The organism is Micromonospora sp. CA-259024 (assembly GCF_050936255.1).
Taxonomy (GTDB): Bacteria; Actinomycetota; Actinomycetes; order Mycobacteriales; family Micromonosporaceae; genus Micromonospora.
The window spans coordinates 4059266-4075693 of the sequence record NZ_JBNJND010000001.1 but is presented as its reverse complement, the minus strand read 5'-3'; the positions used below and the strand labels follow the sequence as shown (position 1 = coordinate 4075693).

The 16428-nt window shown below is 71.7% G+C and carries 14 protein-coding genes; 13 read left to right on the top strand and 1 reads right to left on the bottom strand.

Translation table 11 applies throughout. The features are described 5' to 3' along the window. Nucleotides 1-37 precede the first annotated feature (37 nt). The 10 genes from ACQEUX_RS18015 to ACQEUX_RS17970 all read left to right on the top strand — a co-directional run bounded on the left by ACQEUX_RS18015 (nt 38) and on the right by ACQEUX_RS17970 (nt 10568). Entirely contained in the window at nt 38-445 is a 408-nt protein-coding gene (locus ACQEUX_RS18015) for a hypothetical protein (RefSeq protein WP_433048798.1), read from the top strand. Then, the gene (locus tag ACQEUX_RS18010) at nt 445-654 is read left to right on the top strand and encodes a DUF6186 family protein (protein ID WP_433049950.1); all 210 of its coding nucleotides are present in this window, start codon (nt 445-447) and stop codon (nt 652-654) included. Before ACQEUX_RS18015 ends, ACQEUX_RS18010 begins: the two co-directional genes overlap by 1 nt. A 637-nt stretch (nt 655-1291) precedes the next feature. Further along, nucleotides 1292-2617: an MATE family efflux transporter gene (locus ACQEUX_RS18005; protein WP_433048795.1), complete on the top strand. Its 1326-nt coding sequence runs from the start codon at nt 1292-1294 to the stop codon at nt 2615-2617. A gap of 101 nt (nt 2618-2718) precedes the next feature. Continuing rightward, on the top strand, nt 2719-3603 hold the full coding sequence (gene truB, locus ACQEUX_RS18000; protein WP_433048792.1) for a tRNA pseudouridine(55) synthase TruB: 885 nt from the start codon (nt 2719-2721) through the stop codon (nt 3601-3603). Nucleotides 3604-3679: 76 nt separating this feature from the next. Beyond that, the gene (locus ACQEUX_RS17995) at nt 3680-4609 is read left to right on the top strand and encodes a bifunctional riboflavin kinase/FAD synthetase (protein WP_433048789.1); all 930 of its coding nucleotides are present in this window, start codon (nt 3680-3682) and stop codon (nt 4607-4609) included. Nucleotides 4610-4808: 199 nt separating this feature from the next. Beyond that, nucleotides 4809-5078, top strand: a complete 270-nt coding sequence (rpsO, locus tag ACQEUX_RS17990; protein ID WP_030337594.1) for a 30S ribosomal protein S15 — start codon at nt 4809-4811, stop codon at nt 5076-5078. Nucleotides 5079-5302: 224 nt separating this feature from the next. Further along, the gene (locus tag ACQEUX_RS17985; RefSeq protein ID WP_433048785.1) at nt 5303-7690 is read left to right on the top strand and encodes a polyribonucleotide nucleotidyltransferase; all 2388 of its coding nucleotides are present in this window, start codon (nt 5303-5305) and stop codon (nt 7688-7690) included. Nucleotides 7691-7737: 47 nt separating this feature from the next. Further along, a complete protein-coding gene (locus ACQEUX_RS17980; RefSeq protein WP_433048782.1) occupies nt 7738-9135 on the top strand; it encodes a M16 family metallopeptidase in 1398 nt (465 codons plus the stop codon). 83 nt (nt 9136-9218) lie between these two features. Continuing rightward, nucleotides 9219-9986 (top strand): 4-hydroxy-tetrahydrodipicolinate reductase, encoded by a 768-nt coding sequence (gene dapB / locus ACQEUX_RS17975; protein WP_433048779.1) that lies wholly within the window; start codon nt 9219-9221, stop codon nt 9984-9986. A gap of 111 nt (nt 9987-10097) precedes the next feature. After that, complete coding sequence (locus ACQEUX_RS17970) at nt 10098-10568, top strand: GNAT family N-acetyltransferase (RefSeq protein WP_433048776.1); 471 nt, start codon at nt 10098-10100, stop codon at nt 10566-10568. Between the two features lie 144 nt (nt 10569-10712). Here ACQEUX_RS17970 and ACQEUX_RS17965 read toward each other — a convergent pair whose 3' ends face one another. Continuing rightward, the gene (locus ACQEUX_RS17965) at nt 10713-12824 is read right to left on the bottom strand and encodes an amylo-alpha-1,6-glucosidase (protein WP_433048773.1); all 2112 of its coding nucleotides are present in this window, start codon (nt 12822-12824) and stop codon (nt 10713-10715) included. 146 nt (nt 12825-12970) lie between these two features. On the opposite strand from ACQEUX_RS17965, the gene ACQEUX_RS17960 reads away from it, so the two are divergent. The 3 genes from ACQEUX_RS17960 to ACQEUX_RS17950 all read left to right on the top strand — a co-directional run bounded on the left by ACQEUX_RS17960 (nt 12971) and on the right by ACQEUX_RS17950 (nt 16427). Further along, on the top strand, nt 12971-13960 hold the full coding sequence (locus ACQEUX_RS17960; RefSeq protein ID WP_433048770.1) for a LacI family DNA-binding transcriptional regulator: 990 nt from the start codon (nt 12971-12973) through the stop codon (nt 13958-13960). Nucleotides 13961-13982: 22 nt separating this feature from the next. Further along, nucleotides 13983-15233: a sugar ABC transporter substrate-binding protein gene (locus ACQEUX_RS17955; protein WP_433048767.1), complete on the top strand. Its 1251-nt coding sequence runs from the start codon at nt 13983-13985 to the stop codon at nt 15231-15233. A 72-nt stretch (nt 15234-15305) separates the two neighbouring features. Then, nucleotides 15306-16427 carry a carbohydrate ABC transporter permease gene (locus tag ACQEUX_RS17950; RefSeq protein ID WP_433048764.1) on the top strand — a complete coding sequence of 374 codons (1122 nt, stop codon included), beginning with the start codon at nt 15306-15308 and terminating at the stop codon, nt 16425-16427. Nucleotide 16428: the final 1 nt, after the last annotated feature.

The window sequence follows — 16428 nt, the reverse complement described above, 5'->3', positions numbered from 1 at the left end:
TCTTCCCGCGCTCCGTGAGACCGGGAAGAATTGCGGGATGGAGCAGCCGCACGACCTCACCGTGGAGGCCCCCCGCGCCTGGGACCGGCCCGCCGTCTCCGTTCCCGTTCTCGTCTGCCTGTCGCTCGTCGGTGGCCGGTTCGCGTCGTTCTCCACCGAGGCGAACCTGTTCACCCTCGGCACCGGCGGGGTGCTGATCTGGCTCGGTCTGAGCAACCGGGTGCCCCGTCGACCGGCACCGCGCCGTCTGGACGCGGGGGCGGCCTGGTGGGCGGTGCCGGTGGTGGTCTTCGGGGTCTTCGAGGGCGCGACCTTCGTGCTGGCGGTCGGCGACGACTTCCCCACCTTCTCCCGGCTGGCCGACCCCCTTCTGGAAGATCACCTGACCCGATCGGCGGCCTGGTTCGCCTGGCTGGCCGCCTTCTGGGGGTTGGTGCGGCGATGATGCGAGCGCTCGCGATCGGCGGCTTTCTCGCCGCGTTCGCCCTCTTCGCGGTGGTCGAGTGGATGGCCCGGCGGGAGGGCTCCCGGATCCCCACGTTGGGTGAGGTCTGCGCGTACGTGATGCGCTACGAGGTCGGCCCGGTGCCGGTGGGCCGGATCGGTCTGTTCGGGTTCTGGTGGTGGCTGGGCTGGCACTTCCTGGCCCGCTGAGCCGGGTTGCCGACTGTCCAGATGGCGGGAACCATGGGCAGCATATGGACCTGAACGATAACTTGGGAGACGGCCGGTGTCGCGTAGCGGTGCAGGTCATGGGCGGTGGTGCCACACCTCGCGCCGTCTCCCTCCAGGGTCTGACCGACCCGGGCTCACGCTGCCCAGTCGGCTGCTCCGGTAACCCCGGACCGCCGTGGGGCGCTCAGCACGACCGCCCGTGAGGGCCGCCGCGTGTCGGTGGCTCGCGCCCTGGAAGGAGTGCCACCATGCCGAACAAGCCCAAGCCGGAAACCACCGATGACGCCCGCGAGCAGGCCCGCCGCGCGTTGCAGACGTCGATGGACACCCGCCAGTGATCTGATCCGTGCGCGGTGATCCTTCGGGCAGTGCCGCCGGAGGAGGCGGACGCGCCATGGTGCGCCTGTGGAGCTGAATCGTCTGCGACATCGAGACGCGATTCGTTGACGACATCAGCTCCAAAGCCTCTGACCAGAGCCCTCGCCTCGGCCGGCCTGACTGCCCAACGGTAGGCACTGCGCGAGGACCGCGACGAGCCCGCACGCCACCCGCCGACCGGAGGTAAGCAGTCGGCGGGATTGCGATCCTTACTGCGCTCGTGCCACGATCAGCGGCGATGAGCCAGACCGCCGCCACCACCCACCGATCCGCCTCGCCTCGGCGGATCGCCAGCCTCGCCCTGCCGGCCCTCGTGGTGCTCGCCGCCGAGCCCCTCTACGTCCTGGTCGACACGGCCGTGGTCGGTCACCTCGGCCGGGTGCCGCTCGCCGCGCTCGCCGTCGCCGGCACGGTCATGACGCTCACCGCCTGGGTCGGCACCGTGGTCGCGTACGGCACCACCGGGCGTGCGGCCCGCCGCTTCGGCGCGGGTGACCGGGCAGCCGCGGTGGCCGAGGGTGTCCAGTCGTCCTGGCTGGCGTTCGGCGTCGGTCTGCTGATCGCGATCGGCATGCAGTTCGGCGGCGGCGCGCTCGCCCGTACCCTCGCCGGCGGTGGTGGCGAGGTGGCCGACGCCGCCGCGCACTGGCTGCGGATCGCGGCCCTCGGCGCCCCCGGCCTGCTGCTCGCCGCCGCCGGCAACGGCTGGCTGCGCGGTGTGCAGGACACTCGCCGCCCGCTGCTCTTCGTGCTCGGCCCCAACCTGCTCTCCGCGCTGCTCTGCCCGCTGCTGGTCTATCCCGGCGGGTTGGGCCTCATCGGTTCGGCGGTGGCCAACGTCGTCGCGCAGACCCTCTGCGGAGTGCTCTTCGCCGCGGCGCTGGTAGCCGAGCGGGTGTCGCTGCGGCCCCGGCCCCGAGTGATCCGCCAGCAGTTGGTGCTCAGCCGGGACCTGCTGATCCGTGGGCTGGCATTCCAGGCCAGCTTCCTCTCCGCGACCGCCGTCGCCGCCCGCTTCGGCGCCGCCGCCGTCGGCGCCCACCAGATCGCCCTGCAGCTCTGGTTCTTCACCGCGCTGGTGCTCGACGCGCTGGCCATCGCCGCGCAGTCCCTGGTGGGCGCCGCGCTCGGCGCCGGCGACGACGCGGGCGCTCGGGCCCTCGCCCGCCGGATCGGGCTGCTCGGCGGAGTCTGCGGCGTCGTCTTCGCGCTGCTCATCGCCGTCGGCGCCGGCGTCGTACCGTCGTGGTTCAGCTCCGACCCGGAGGTACGCGAGCAGGCCATGGTGGCCTGGCCCTGGTTCGTCGTCATGCTGCCGCTGGCCGGGGTGGTGTTCGCCCTCGACGGCGTGCTGATCGGCGCCGGCGACGTGCGTTACCTGCGCGACCTCACCATCGTGGCGGCGCTCGGCGGCTTCCTGCCGGCCATCTGGCTGGCGTACTGGCTCGACCTCGGGCTGGGCGGCATCTGGGCCGGGCTCACCCTGTTCGTGGTGATCCGGTTGGTCGCCCTGCTGCTGCGCCTCCGCAACGGCAGATGGGCGGTCACCGGCGCGGTCCGTTGAGGGTCCCTTCGCGGCGCTGCCAGTCGGACGCTGGTCGTTCGGATCACGCCGGGCCCGCCCAGGCACTCCGGGGGGCGGGGCATCTGGCAGGCTTGGGCGTCGTGAGCACCGATGGTCTGATCGTGGTCGACAAACCCGGCGGCATGACGTCGCACGACGTGGTGGCGCGGATCCGCCGGCTGGCGAAGACCCGGCGGGTCGGGCACGGCGGCACGCTCGACCCGATGGCCACCGGTGTGCTGGTGATCGGCGTGGGCCGGGCCACCCGGCTGCTGACCTACGTGATCGGCGCGGGCAAGAGCTACACCGGCACCATCCGGCTCGGTCAGGCCACCGTCACCGACGACGCCGAGGGCGACGTGATCGCCACCACGCCGGCCGGCCAGGTCACCGACGACGCGATCCGGTCGGCGCTGGCCGCCCTGGCCGGCGAGGTCGACCAGGTGCCGAGCGCGGTCAGCGCCATCAAGATCGACGGACAGCGGGCGTACAAGCGGGTCCGCGACGGGGAGAGCGTCGAGCTGCCCGCGCGGCGGGTCACCATCTCCCGGTTGGAGGTGCTGGCGATCCGCCGTACCGAGCCGGACGTGGTCGACGTGGACGTGGACGTGACCTGCTCCTCCGGCACGTACATCCGGGCCATCGCCCGGGACGCGGGCCTGGCCCTCGGTGTCGGTGGGCACCTGACGGCGTTGCGCCGGACCGCGGTGGGTGGCTTCACCCTCGCCGAGGCGGCGACCCTCGATGAGCTGGAGCAGCGCGCCCCGGACGTGGTGAACCTGCCGCTGGACGCGGCGGCCGACCGGTTCTTCCCGCGCCGGGACGCCACGCCCGACGAGGCCCGGGTGCTCGCCCACGGCGGGCCGCTGGACCCGACCGGCCGCACCGGGCCGTACGCCGTCTTCGGACCGGCGGGCGGCCTGATCGCTATCGTCAGCGAGCGGGACGGGCGGGCCCGCGCGGAGATCGTGCTCGCCCCGGCCTGACGGCGGAAAGCAGGTCCGCCGGCCCGTGGCCGGCGGTGTCGACCCGCCGGCAGGCGGGACAGCAGGGAGGAACGGCATGCAGCGATGGCGGGGGTACGACGCGGCGCCCGGTGGGTGGGGACGCTCGGTCGTCACCATCGGTGTCTTCGACGGCGTGCACCAGGGGCACCAGGCGACCATCGGGCACGCTGTGGCCCGAGCCCGGGAGTTGGGTGTGCAGTCGGTGGTGGTCACCTTCGACCCGCACCCGGCCGAGGTGGTCCGCCCCGGTTCGCATCCGGCGGTGCTCACCGAGCCGGCCCGTAAGGCGGAGTTGATCGAGTCGCTCGGCGTGGACGTGCTCTGCGTGGTGCCGTTCACCCCGGAGTTCTCCCGGTTTTCGGCCGAGCAGTTCGTACACGACGTGCTGGTCGAGCACCTGCACGCGGCGCTGGTGGTGGTCGGCGGCAACTTCCGCTTCGGGCACCGGGCGGCCGGCGACGTGGGGCTGCTGGAGCGGCTGGGTCAGACCTTCGGCTTCGGCGTGGAGGGCAGCCCGCTCATCGCCGGGGACGGGACGGTCTTCTCCTCCACGTACATCCGGTCCTGCGTCGACGCGGGCGACGTGGGCGCGGCGGCCGTCGCGCTGGGTCGCCCGCACCGCGTGGAGGGCGTGGTGGTCCGTGGCGACCAGCGCGGCCGGGTGTTGGGCTTCCCCACCGCCAACCTGCTCTGCCACCGCTACGCGGCGGTACCCGCCGACGGGGTGTACGCGGCCCGGCTGATCCGCCGTGGGCAGCGCGAGCCGCTGATGGCGGCGGTGTCGGTGGGCACCAACCCGACCTTCTCCGGTCGGGAACGGCGGGTGGAGGCGTACGCGCTGGACTTCTCCGGTGACCTCTACGGCGAGCGGCTGGCCCTGGACTTCGTGGCGCACCTGCGCGGCCAGGTCCGGTACGACTCGATCGAGCCGCTGATCGCCCAGATCGAGCAGGACGTCGCGCGTACCCGGAGTGCTCTGGCCTGATCGCCGCGGGCTGACGTGGCCCTGCCGAGGCCCTTGGCCCGGTGTTACCGGTGAGTGCTGGTAGTCTTGCGGAGACGTCGGGTGACCGGCGTGGGGCCTCGCGTGCCTGCTCGACGCCGCGGGTGCGAGGTACCGGTCCGTTCCCGGTCCATCGGGACGACGGACACTTACTTGATCAACCCATCGAAACAGGGAGAACATGGCGCTCGACCAGGAAGCCAAGGCCAGCATCCGCGCGGAGTACGCGACCGCCGAGGGCGACACCGGTTCGCCGGAGGTTCAGGTCGCGGTCCTCACCAAGCGGATCGCCGAGCTGACCGAGCACCTGAAGGTGCACAAGCACGACCACCACAGCCGCCGTGGGCTGCTGCTGCTGGTCGGCCGTCGCCGTCGGCTGCTCAACTACGTCCAGAAGAAGGACATTGCCCGCTACCGGTCGCTCATCGAGCGGCTCGGCCTGCGCCGGTGACGTGACGGGGGAGTGGCCCAACGGCCGCTCCCCCGATCGGCGTCCCACCTGAAGAACACGGGCCGCGCGACCACCCGAGAGGGAGCCGGTCAGCGTACCGGTCTCCGGTAGTGGCCCCCGGGAACCCGGCATCATGCCGGCCACCCGGGCGCTTCGATCGAAGACCGGCCGGCTGAGCAGCTCCCGTTGTCGTGGGCCCACGACGCGAAGGAGCACGACAGCACATGACCGAGACCAAACTCGGCACCGAATCCCGCACCGCCGTGATCGACAACGGGTCCTTCGGCACCCGCGAGATCACCTTCTCCACCGGCCGGCTGGCTCGCCAGGCCGCCGGTTCCGTCATCGCCCAGCTGGGCGAGACGGTTGTTCTCTCCGCCACCACCGCCGGTAAGCACCCGAAGGAGCAGTTCGACTTCTTCCCGCTGACCGTCGACGTTGAGGAGCGGATGTACGCCGCGGGCCGCATCCCCGGCTCGTTCTTCCGCCGTGAGGGCCGGCCCAGCGAGGACGCGATCCTCACCTGCCGGCTGATCGACCGGCCGCTGCGCCCGTCCTTCGTCAAGGGCCTGCGCAACGAGGTTCAGGTCGTCGAGACCGTCCTCGCGCTCGACCCGCAGCACCCGTACGACGTCGTGGCGATCAACGCCGCCTCGATGTCGACCAAGCTCTCTGGCCTGCCGTTCTCCGGCCCGATCGGCGCGACCCGCGTCGCCCACATCGACGGCCAGTGGGTCGCCTTCCCGACCCTGGAGGAGCTGGCTCGCGCCACCTTCGACATGGTCGTGGCCGGCCGCACGCTCGAAGACGGCGACGTCGCGATCATGATGGTCGAGGCCGAGGCCACGCCGAACGCCGTCGCCCTGATCTCGGCCGGTGCCACCGCCCCGACCGAGGAGATCGTCGCCAGCGGCCTGGAGGCCGCGAAGCCGGCGATCCGTGAGCTGTGCCGCGCGCAGAGCGAGCTGGCCGAGGTCGCCGCGAAGCCGGTCACTGAGTTCCCGGTCTTCCTGGACTACCAGGACGACGTGTACGCCGCCGTGGCCGAGCTGGCCCGCGCCGACGTGGCCGAGGCGATCACCATCGCCGGCAAGGCCGACCGCGAGGAGGCCCTGGACCGGGTCAAGGCCCGGGTCGCCGAGGAGCTGGGCGCTCGGTTCGAGGGTCGGGAGAAGGAGCTCAGCGCTGCCTTCCGGTCGCTGACCAAGTCCGAGGTGCGCAACCGCGTGCTGCGCGAGCAGGTCCGCATGGACGGGCGTGGCCCGCGTGACATCCGGGCGCTGACCGCCGAGGTCGGCGTGCTGCCCCGGGTGCACGGTTCGGCGCTGTTCGAGCGGGGCGAGACCCAGATCCTGGGCGTCACCACGCTGAACATGCTCCGCATGGAGCAGATGGTGGACACGCTGTCCCCCGAGAACCGCAAGCGCTACATGCACAACTACAACTTCCCGCCGTACTCGACCGGTGAGACCGGCCGGGTCGGCTCGCCGAAGCGTCGCGAGATCGGCCACGGCGCGCTCGCCGAGCGCGCGCTGATCCCGGTGCTGCCGTCGCGCGAGGAGTTCCCGTACGCCATCCGGCAGGTCTCGGAGGCGCTCGGCTCCAACGGCTCCACCTCGATGGGTTCGGTCTGCGCGTCGACGCTGGGCCTGCTCTCCGCGGGTGTCCCGCTGAAGGCGCCGGTCGCCGGCATCGCGATGGGGCTCATCTCCGACGAGGTGGACGGCAAGACCCAGTACGTGACGCTGACCGACATCCTCGGTGCCGAGGACGCGTTCGGTGACATGGACTTCAAGGTCGCCGGCACCCCGGAGTTCGTCACCGCGCTCCAGCTCGACACCAAGCTCAACGGCATCCCGTCGGACGTGCTGGCCGCCGCGTTGCAGCAGGCGAACGAGGCCCGGCAGGTCATCCTCGGGGTCATGAAGGCGGCGATCGAGGCTCCGGCCGAGATGTCGGACTACGCGCCGCGGGTCACCACCGTCAAGATCCCGGTGGACAAGATCGGCATGGTGATCGGCCCGAAGGGGCAGACCATCAACGCGATCCAGGACGAGACCGGCGCCGAGATCTCCATCGAGGACGACGGCACGATCTACGTCGGCGCCACCAACGGCCCGTCGGCCCAGGCGGCCGTCGACCGGATCAACGGGATCGCCAACCCGACGCTGCCGAAGCAGGGCGAGCGGTTCCTCGGCACGGTGGTCAAGACCGCCGCGTTCGGCGCGTTCATCTCGCTCCTGCCGGGCCGTGACGGCCTGCTGCACATCTCCAAGGTGGGCGACGGCAAGCGGGTCGAGCGCGTTGAGGACTTCCTCAACGTCGGTGACCGGGTCGAGGTCGAGATCGCGGACATCGACGCCCGCGGCAAGATCTACCTGGACAAGGTCCGCCCGGAGGGCACCGAGGCTCCGGCCGCCGGTGAGGCCGCCGCTGGCGACCGGCCGGCTGGTCGGGACCGGGGCGACCGGGCTCCGCGTGACCGTGGCGACCGTGAGCGTGGCGGCGACCGTGGCGGGCGTGGCCCGGAGCGCGGCGGCGAGGGCGGCAACGGCGGCGGCGAGGGTGGCGAGGGCGGCGAGCGTCCGCGCCGTCGGACCCGGCACAGCTGACCACCAGCACCTGCAAAACCCACCCCTCGTCGAACCGGGAGCAACACGTGAGTCGGGCCTTCAGTGCGCCGTTTCCACCGGATCGACGGGGGGTGGCTCCGTCTCGGGACACCGGGGCGGGCCGCTCCGGCGGCACCGCCCGCGCGGTGACCCGGACGCTCAGCGACGACCCGCTGGGCGGCACGGTACGACGTACCGTGCTGCCCAGCGGCCTGCGCGTGCTCACCGAGGCGATTCCGGCGATGCGCAGCGTCTCGTTCGGCATCTGGGTGGCGGTCGGCTCGCGTGACGAGACCGGCCCGCAGGCCGGTGCCGCGCACTTCCTCGAGCACCTGCTCTTCAAGGGCACCCACAAGCGCACCGCACTGGAGATCTCCTCCCAGATCGAGGCGGTGGGCGGTGAGACCAACGCCTTCACCACGAAGGAATACACCTGCTACTACGCCCGCGTGCTGGACGAGGACCTGCCGCTGGCGATCGACGTGATGTGCGACCTGGTCGCCGACTCGCTGTTGGAGCCGGCCGACGTGGAGACCGAGCGCGGCGTGATCCTGGAGGAGATCGCCATGCACGACGACGAGCCCGGTGACGAGGTGCACGACCTCTTCGTCCGGGCCGTCTACGGCGACCACCCGCTGGGTCGGCTGATCTCCGGCACCGAGGAGACCGTCACGCCGATGACCCGGCAGCAGATCCAGAGCTTCTACCGGGGTCGCTACACCGCGCCGCAGATCGTCATCGCCGCGGCCGGCAACCTCGACCACGCGGCGGTGGTCAAGCTGGTCCGCCAGGCCGTGCGCGGCACCCCGCTGGACAGCGACCCGGCCACCCCGGCGCCGCACCGCGCGGCGACCCCGGCGGTACGCACCGAGCCGGCGACCACCATGGTGGAGACGAAGGAGACCGAGCAGGCGCACGTCATCCTCGGCTGCCCCGGCATCGACCGCCTCGACGAACGGCGCTTCGCCCTCGGGGTGCTCAACAACGTGCTCGGCGGCGGCATGTCCAGCCGGCTGTTCCAGGAGATCCGGGAGCAGCGCGGCCTGGCGTACTCGGTCTACTCCTACGCCAGCCAGTACGCCGACACCGGCCTGTTCGCCGTCTACGCCGGCTGCGCGCCGGGCAAGGTGGACGAGGTGCTCGCCCTGACCCGCGCCGAGCTGGCCCGGGTGGCCGCCGACGGGTTGACCGAGGCCGAGGTGGCCCGGGGCAAGGGGATGAGCAAGGGCTCGTTCGTGCTCGGTCTGGAGGACACCGGTTCCCGGATGAGCCGGTTGGCCAAGGGTGAGCTGCTCTACGGCGACCTGATGCCGGTGGACGAGCTGCTCCGCCGGGTCGACGAGGTCAGCGTGCAGGACGTGAACGCGCTCGCTGCCGAGCTGCTCAGCCGGCCGATGTCGCTGGCCGTGGTCGGTCCGTTCGGCGCGGGCGACTTCGCGGTCTGAGGGCTGCCGCCGTACGTCCCGGCTGGTGGAGCCGACCGGATCCGGCCGGGAGCGCACGTCCCGATTGGGATAGGTTGTGCCCCGTGACTGACGAGCAGGAGAAGACCCCGGGCGAGCCGCTGCGGGTCGGCGTGTTGGGTGCCCGAGGCCGGATGGGCATCGAGGTCTGCAAGGCGGTCGACGCCGCCGACGACCTTGAGCTGGTGGCGACGATCGACCAGGGTGACGACCTCTCCGCCGCCTCCGCCGCCGAGGTGCTCGTCGACTTCACCACGCCGGACGTCGTCATGGACAACCTGCGCTGGTGCATCGACCGGGGTATCAGCGCGGTGGTCGGCACCACCGGCTTCACCGAGCAGCGCCTGGAGCAGGTGCGCGGCTGGCTCGACGGCAATCCCGGGGTGGGCGTCGTCATCGCCCCCAACTTCGGCATCGGCGCGGTGCTGATGATGCAGTTCGCCGCCCGGGCCGCCCGGTACTTCGAGTCCGTCGAGATCATCGAGCAGCACCATCCGCGCAAGTTGGACGCCCCCAGCGGCACCGCCACCCACACCGCCCGGCAGATCGCCCGGGCCCGCGCCGAGGCCGGCCTCGGCCCGGTGCCGGACGCCACCAAGGACGAGGTGCCGGGTGCGCGCGGCGCCGAGATCGACGGGGTACGCGTGCACGCGGTACGGGCCACCGGGCTCGTCGCCCACCAGGAGGTGCTCTTCGGCACCACCGGCGAGACGCTGACCATCCGGCACGACTCGTACGACCGGGCGTCGTTCATGCCGGGCGTGCTGCTGGCCGTCCGCGCGGTGCGCAATCGTCCCGGCCTCACCGTCGCCCTGGACGCACTGCTCGACTGACGCGTCGGTGGTGCGCCGCCTGCGGTCGTTCGGCCGGGGCGGCGGCGGGCCGGCGGTGAGTGGGCGGGAATCCTGGTCGCGGGTTGGCCGGGCCGCTCCTAGGCTGCCGAGATGATCGACGGTGGACACCTGGACCGGGTCGGACGGCGGGTCACCCTGCGCCCGGTCGACGACGACAACTGGCGGGCGGTGGCCGACGTCGCCCCGCGCGACGACCAGCGCCGGTTCGTGGCCGCGTTGGGCGCCCGCTATCTGCTGCTGAGCACCCGCTCCGAGGTGTGGACCTCGCTCGCCGTGTACGCCGGGGAGGCCGTGGTCGGCCACGTCATGTGGGGCGTGGACGACGACGGCTCGCACTGGATCGGCGGAATGCTCATCGACGCCGCCGAGCAGAACCGTGGCGTGGGCCGCGCGACGGTAGGGACCCTGGCCGCCTGGCTGTCCACAAGGGACGGCAACCCCCCGGTCCGCCTCTCGTACCACCCCGACAACACCCAGGCCGCCACCCTCTACCAGTCCCTGGGCTTCCACCCCACCGGAGCCATGGACGACGACGAGCTGATAGCCGAAAAGACCCCGTAACCCACCCGCCCCCATCCCTCCCCACCCCGTCCCCACCCCTCCACCGCGCCGATCTTGCACTTTCTGTCGGGAGATATCGGTGCCAAGGCGGCACATCGGCAACCGAAAGTGCAAGATCGCGAGGGTGGAGGGGGAGGGTAGGGACTAGCGGGGGAGGGATGCGGTCTTGGGGCGGCGTTGGGTGGGGAGGGTCGGGGTTGGGGTCAGGGAGGTGGGAAGGCCGGTTACGGTGGCTTCGCCGGTGCGGTTGACCGTGACGTTCACCGGGGTGTTGGCCACGCGTAGGCCGTTGACCGCGAGGGCGCCGAGTTCGGCTCCGGCCAGCGGGGCCAGTCGGACCGTTCCGCCCGGCACGTCCGGGTAGAGGCCAATCGCGGCCTGGAGCAGCAGCACCGCGCCCGCCGCGGCCCACGCCTGCGGCCGGCACGCCGCCGGGTACGGCACCGGGCGGTTCACCAGCGAGCGGTCGTCGCCGCCGTACAGCTCCGGCATCCGGTAGTCGAACGCCTCGGCGGCGGTGAGCAGCCCCTCGGCCAGGCCGAGCGCCGCCTCCCGGTGCCCGGCACGGGCCAGCCCGGCGAGCACGATCGCGGTGTCGTGGGTCCAGATCGAGCCGCAGTGGTACGACAGCGGGCTGAAGCCGGCGTCGTCCGTGGACATCGTCCGCAGCCCGAAGCCACCGGCGAGCGTGTCGGTGGTGAGCAGGCGGGCGATCTGGGCCTCTTCCTCGCCGTTGAGCAGGCCGGTGCCGAGCAGGTGACCGATGTTGCTGGTCAGTGAGTTGACGGGGCGCTTGTCCCGGTCCAGGGCCAGGGCGGGGTGTGGACCGTACCGGCCGTTGACCCAGAAGCTGTCCCGGAACCGGCGGGCCAGCGCGGCGGCGTGCTCGCGCCAACGGTCGCCGCCCGGTCGGCCGAAGGCGTCCAGCAGGGCGGCGCCGTTCACCGCCGCCTCGTGCGCGTACCCCTGCACCTCGGCCAGCACGATCGGAGCGGTGGCCAGGGTGCCGTCGTGGAATCGGACGGCGTCGCCGGAGTCCTTCCAGCCCTGGTTGGACAAGCCGTGCCCGGTGGTGTCGATGTACTCGACCAGGCCGTCGCCGTCCGGGTCGGCGTGCTCGCCGAGCCAGCGCAGGGACGCCTCCAGGTGTGGCAGCAGTGGCTCGATCTGCTCGGCGGGCAGGCCCCAGCGCCACGCGTCGTGCAGCAGGTTGACCCAGAGCATGGTGGCGTCGACGGTGCCGTAGTAGGCCGGCGGTAGACGCAGCCCGTCGTCGGGCAGCGCGAACTCGTGGCGGCGCAGCTCGTGCAGGATCTTGCCGGGGGCCTCGCCGGTGGCCGGGTCGACCCGGGTGCCCTGCCGGCGGGCGAGTACGCGCAGGGTGCCGGCGGCCAGGTCGGTGCCGAGCGGCAGCATCATCCGGGCGGCCCAGAGGCTGTCCCGGCCGAACAGGGTGAGGAACCAGGGCACGCCGGCGCCGAGGAAGACGTCTCTCGGAGCGCCGGTCTCGGCCAGTCGCAGGCCGCGCAGGTCGTCGAGGCTGCGGTGGAGCAGCCGGACCAGTCGCCGGTCGTCCGCCGTCACCTCGGGTCGGGACCACTCGGGCTCGCCGGACGGGCCGACGACGACGGCGTGCGGGTCCTCAACGGTGAGCTGCCAGCGCAGCACGATCTCACCGTCGGGGGGCAACTCGACCGGCCAGGACAGCCGGGGTGCGGTGATCCGCTCGTCGGTGGCCAGCACGTCGGCGCCGGGCGCGGTGACGGTGACGCTGATTCCGTCCGCCGACCAGGTGAGAACGCCCGGCTGGCCGGTCTTGGCCTCCAGCGCGGCGGCGGTCCCACCGGACTTGACCACCTCGATGGGCGCCAGGTCGCAGCCGAGGTCGATGGTGACGGTGGCCCGTACGCCGACCGTGGCGGTGGAGACGACCCGCAGCTCCTCGGTGAGGCCGTTGCGGGTGGCCCGGCGGAGCCGGTCGACCCGGACGGTGGGGTCGGGCGTGGGGTCGCCGAGCCAGCGGGCCAGGCTCACGAAGTGGGCGCCGTGCGGGCCGTCGTCACCGCGGGTGAGACCTTCCAGCTCACGGTCGTCGACCCGCAGCTCGGCCCGGGAGAGCACCCGGGCGTCGGCGTGGAACACGCCCTGGACGCCGGTCGGGCGGATCTGCCCGGTCGCGTCCCCCAGTGCGCTGGTCGGGGCGAGGACCACCCCCACCAACTCGTGCAGGAGGGGTTGCAGCTGGCGTTCGATCACGGTGTGGCTCCAGATCCTCGGGGTGCGGGGCGGACGTCTTGACAACGCGGCCCCTGGCGGTGCAAAGTGCGAAACATTCCAGAAACTTGAACGATCCAATTTTGCCCTATCCGGATTGGATCGTTCAAGACGGCGAGAGGAATTACGTGGCCGAAAAGGTGACCATCGCGACGGTGGCCCGGCACGCCCGAGTGAGCCGGCAGACGGTGTCCAACGTGCTCAACGCCCCGCACATCGTGCGGGAGGAGACCCGGCTGCGGGTCGAGGACGCGATCAGCGCACTCGGCTACCGGGCGAACCAGGCCGCCCGGCAGATGCGGACCGGCCGGTCCCGACTCATCGCCGCCCGGATCGAACCGACACGCGACGGCATCAACGGCTCCGTGCTCGACCGCTTCCTGCACGGCCTCACCGAGACCGCGGAGGCCGCCGGCTACCGGGTGCTGCTCTACACCGCCACGGACGACGAGCGGGAGATCGCCACCTACGACGACCTGCTCGGCACGTACGAGTTGGACGCGTTCGTGCTCGTCGGTACGAAGTACGGCGACCCTCGTACCGCCTGGCTCGCCAATCGGGACGTGCCGTTCGTGACCTTCGGCCGCCCCTGGGACGCGATCGACGCACACCCCTGGGTGGACGTCGACGGCGCCGCCGGCACCGCCCAGGCCACCCGGCACCTGCTGGCCGCCGGGCACCGACGGATCGCGTTTCTCGGCTGGCCGGCCGGCTCCGGCGTCGGCGACGACCGGCGAGCCGGCTGGCGCGACGCGCTGCGCGCGGCCGGTGTCGACCCGACCGGGCTGCACCGGGAGACCGAGGACGACATCGCCGAGGGTGAACGGCTGATGCGTGACCTGCTCGTCACCGTGGCGCCGACTGCGGTGGTCTGCGCCAGCGACTCGCTCGCCCTCGGCGCCCTCCAGACGATCCGCGGCATCGACCCGCCCGTGTCGGTGATCGGTTTCGACGACACACCGGTGGCCGCCGCGGTCGGGCTGACCAGCGTCAGCCAACCGCTCGGTGAGGCGGCCGCCCGCTGCGTGGACCTGCTCACCGGGGTCCTGGACGGCAACCACGAGACCCCCGCCCCCGTGCTGCTCCAGCCCTCGCTGGCACTGCGGCACACCGCGTAGTCCCACCCCCACAGGAGAAACCATGGCACCTCGAACAGTCACCCGGGCAGCGGTGGCCGGCCTTGCCGCCGTCGCCCTCATCGGCTCCGCGGCCTGCGGCAGCGGCTTCGACGACTCCTCCGGCGACACCGCCCAGTCCAGCGGCCCGGCCAGCCTCCAGATCCTGATCGGCTCGTCCGGCGAGGCCGAGACCAAGGCCGTGCAGGACGCCGCGGCGAAGTGGGCCACCAACTCCGGCAACACCGCGACGGTCACGCCGGCACAGGATCTCACCCAGCAGGTCGGTCAGGCTCTCGCCGGCGGCACCCCGCCGGACGTCTTCTACGTGGACGCGGCCCAGTTCGCCGACTACGCCAGCGTCGGCGCCCTGGAGCCGTACGGCGACAAGGTCAGCAACTCGGGCGACTTCTACGAGAGCCTGCGCACCGCGTTCACGTACGACGGCAAGCTCTACTGCGCGCCCAAGGACTTCTCCACCCTGGCCCTGCAGATCAACACCGACCTGTGGACCAGGGCCGGGCTGACCGACGCCGACGTGCCGACCACCTGGGAGCAGCTCACCGCGGCCGCCCAGAAGATCAAGGCCAAGGGGCAGGTCCCGCTGGCCCTCGGCGACACCCGCGACCGGATCGGCGCGTTCATGGTGCAGAACGGCGGCTGGCTGCTGAGCAAGGACGGTAAGCAGCCCACGGCCGACACCCCGGAGAACCTCGCCGCCCTCCAGTACGTCAAGACCATGCTCGGTACGGGCCTGGCCAAGTACCCGAAGCAGCTCGACGCCGGCTGGTCCGGTGAGGCGTTCGGCAGGGGCAAGGCCGTGATGACCATCGAGGGCAACTGGATCAAGGGCGCCCTGAAGAACGACTTCCCGAACGTGAAGTACAGGGTGGTGGCGTTGCCGGCTGGCCCGAAGGGGCAGGGCACGCTCTCCTTCACCCAGTGCTGGGGCATCGCGGCCAAGAGCAAGTACAAGGACCAGGCGATCAAGTTCGTCGAGGCGATGACCAGCGGCGAGCAGCAGCTGATCTTCGCGAAGGCCGTCGGTGTGATGCCGTCCCGGCAGTCGGTGCGTGACCAGTACACGTCCGCCAACCCCGAGGACAAGCCGTTCATCGACGGCGCCGCGTACGCCCAGGGCCCGGTGAACGCCCCGAAGATGGACAGCGTTCTCAAGGATTTCGACACCGGTCTGCAGGGGTTGGCCAACGGCGACCCGAAGACCGTGCTGCAGAACTTCGACAAGAACGCCAAGGCGGCGCTCGGCGCCAGCTGAGGTGACGGCGGGGGCCCGGGTAGCAGCGGGCCCCCGCCGTCACTGTCGGCTTGAGACAGGGAGGGAGGGGAGATGGCAACCGAGACACTGACCGCCGTGGCGACCGCGACCGGAGCGGGTCCCCGTCGACGCCGGGGCGGCACCCGCGGCAACGAGAACGTCGCCGGCTGGCTCTTCGTCGCGCCGGTGATCGTCATCCTGGGGCTGTTCCTGCTGTTGCCGATCCTGATGGCGCTCTGGGTCAGCCTGACCGACTGGAACGGCCAGGGCAGTCCCTTCACCGGCGACGTCCCGTTCGTCGGCGCACACAACTACACCCAGTTGTTCACCGAGGACGGGCTGGCCCGCCGCGACTTCATGACCAGTATCCGCAACAACATCTACTACGTGGCGATCGTGGTGCCGGCGCAGACCGTGCTCGCGCTCGGACTGGCACTGGTCGTCAACAACCGGATGCTCAAGGGCAAGAGCTTCTTCCGCAGCGCCTTCTACTTTCCCTCGGTCACCAGTTCGGTCGCGATCAGCGTGGTGTTCCTGTTCCTCTTCGCCAACTCCGGCGCGGTGAACGCACTGCTCGGCTTCCTCGGGATCGACGGCCCGGAGTGGTTCGCCGATTCCCGGGGCGTGCTGCACCTGCTGTTCGGCGTGGTCGGCGTCGACTCGCCGCCGGCGGCACTGGCCGACGGCGGCCCGTTCGGGCTGACCTGGTGGGACTGGTTGGCCGGACCCAGCGTGGCGATGATCTCGATCATCACGTTGGTCGTCTGGACCACCTCCGGCACCTTCATGCTGATGTTCCTGGCCGGGCTGCAGAACGTGCCGGTGGCGCTGGACGAGGCGAGCACCCTCGACGGCGCGTCCCGATGGCAGCGATTCCGGCACGTCACCCTGCCGCTGATCAAGCCCACCACGTTCCTGGTGCTCACCCTCGGCATGATCGGCTCCTGGCAGGTCTTCGACCAGGTGTACGTGATGAGCCAGGGCGACCCGGCCAAGACCACGCTCACCCCGGCCTACCTGTCGTACCGGACCGCCTTCCGGGACTTCGACTACGGCTCCGGTGCGGCGATCTCGTTCGTCCTGTTCCTGATCATCATCGTGCTCACGCTGGTCCAGCGCCGGGCGTTGGCCGAGCGGGACACCGACCGGCCGCGACGAGGCTGGTGGCGTCGGCGCGTACCGGAGAGGTCCTGAG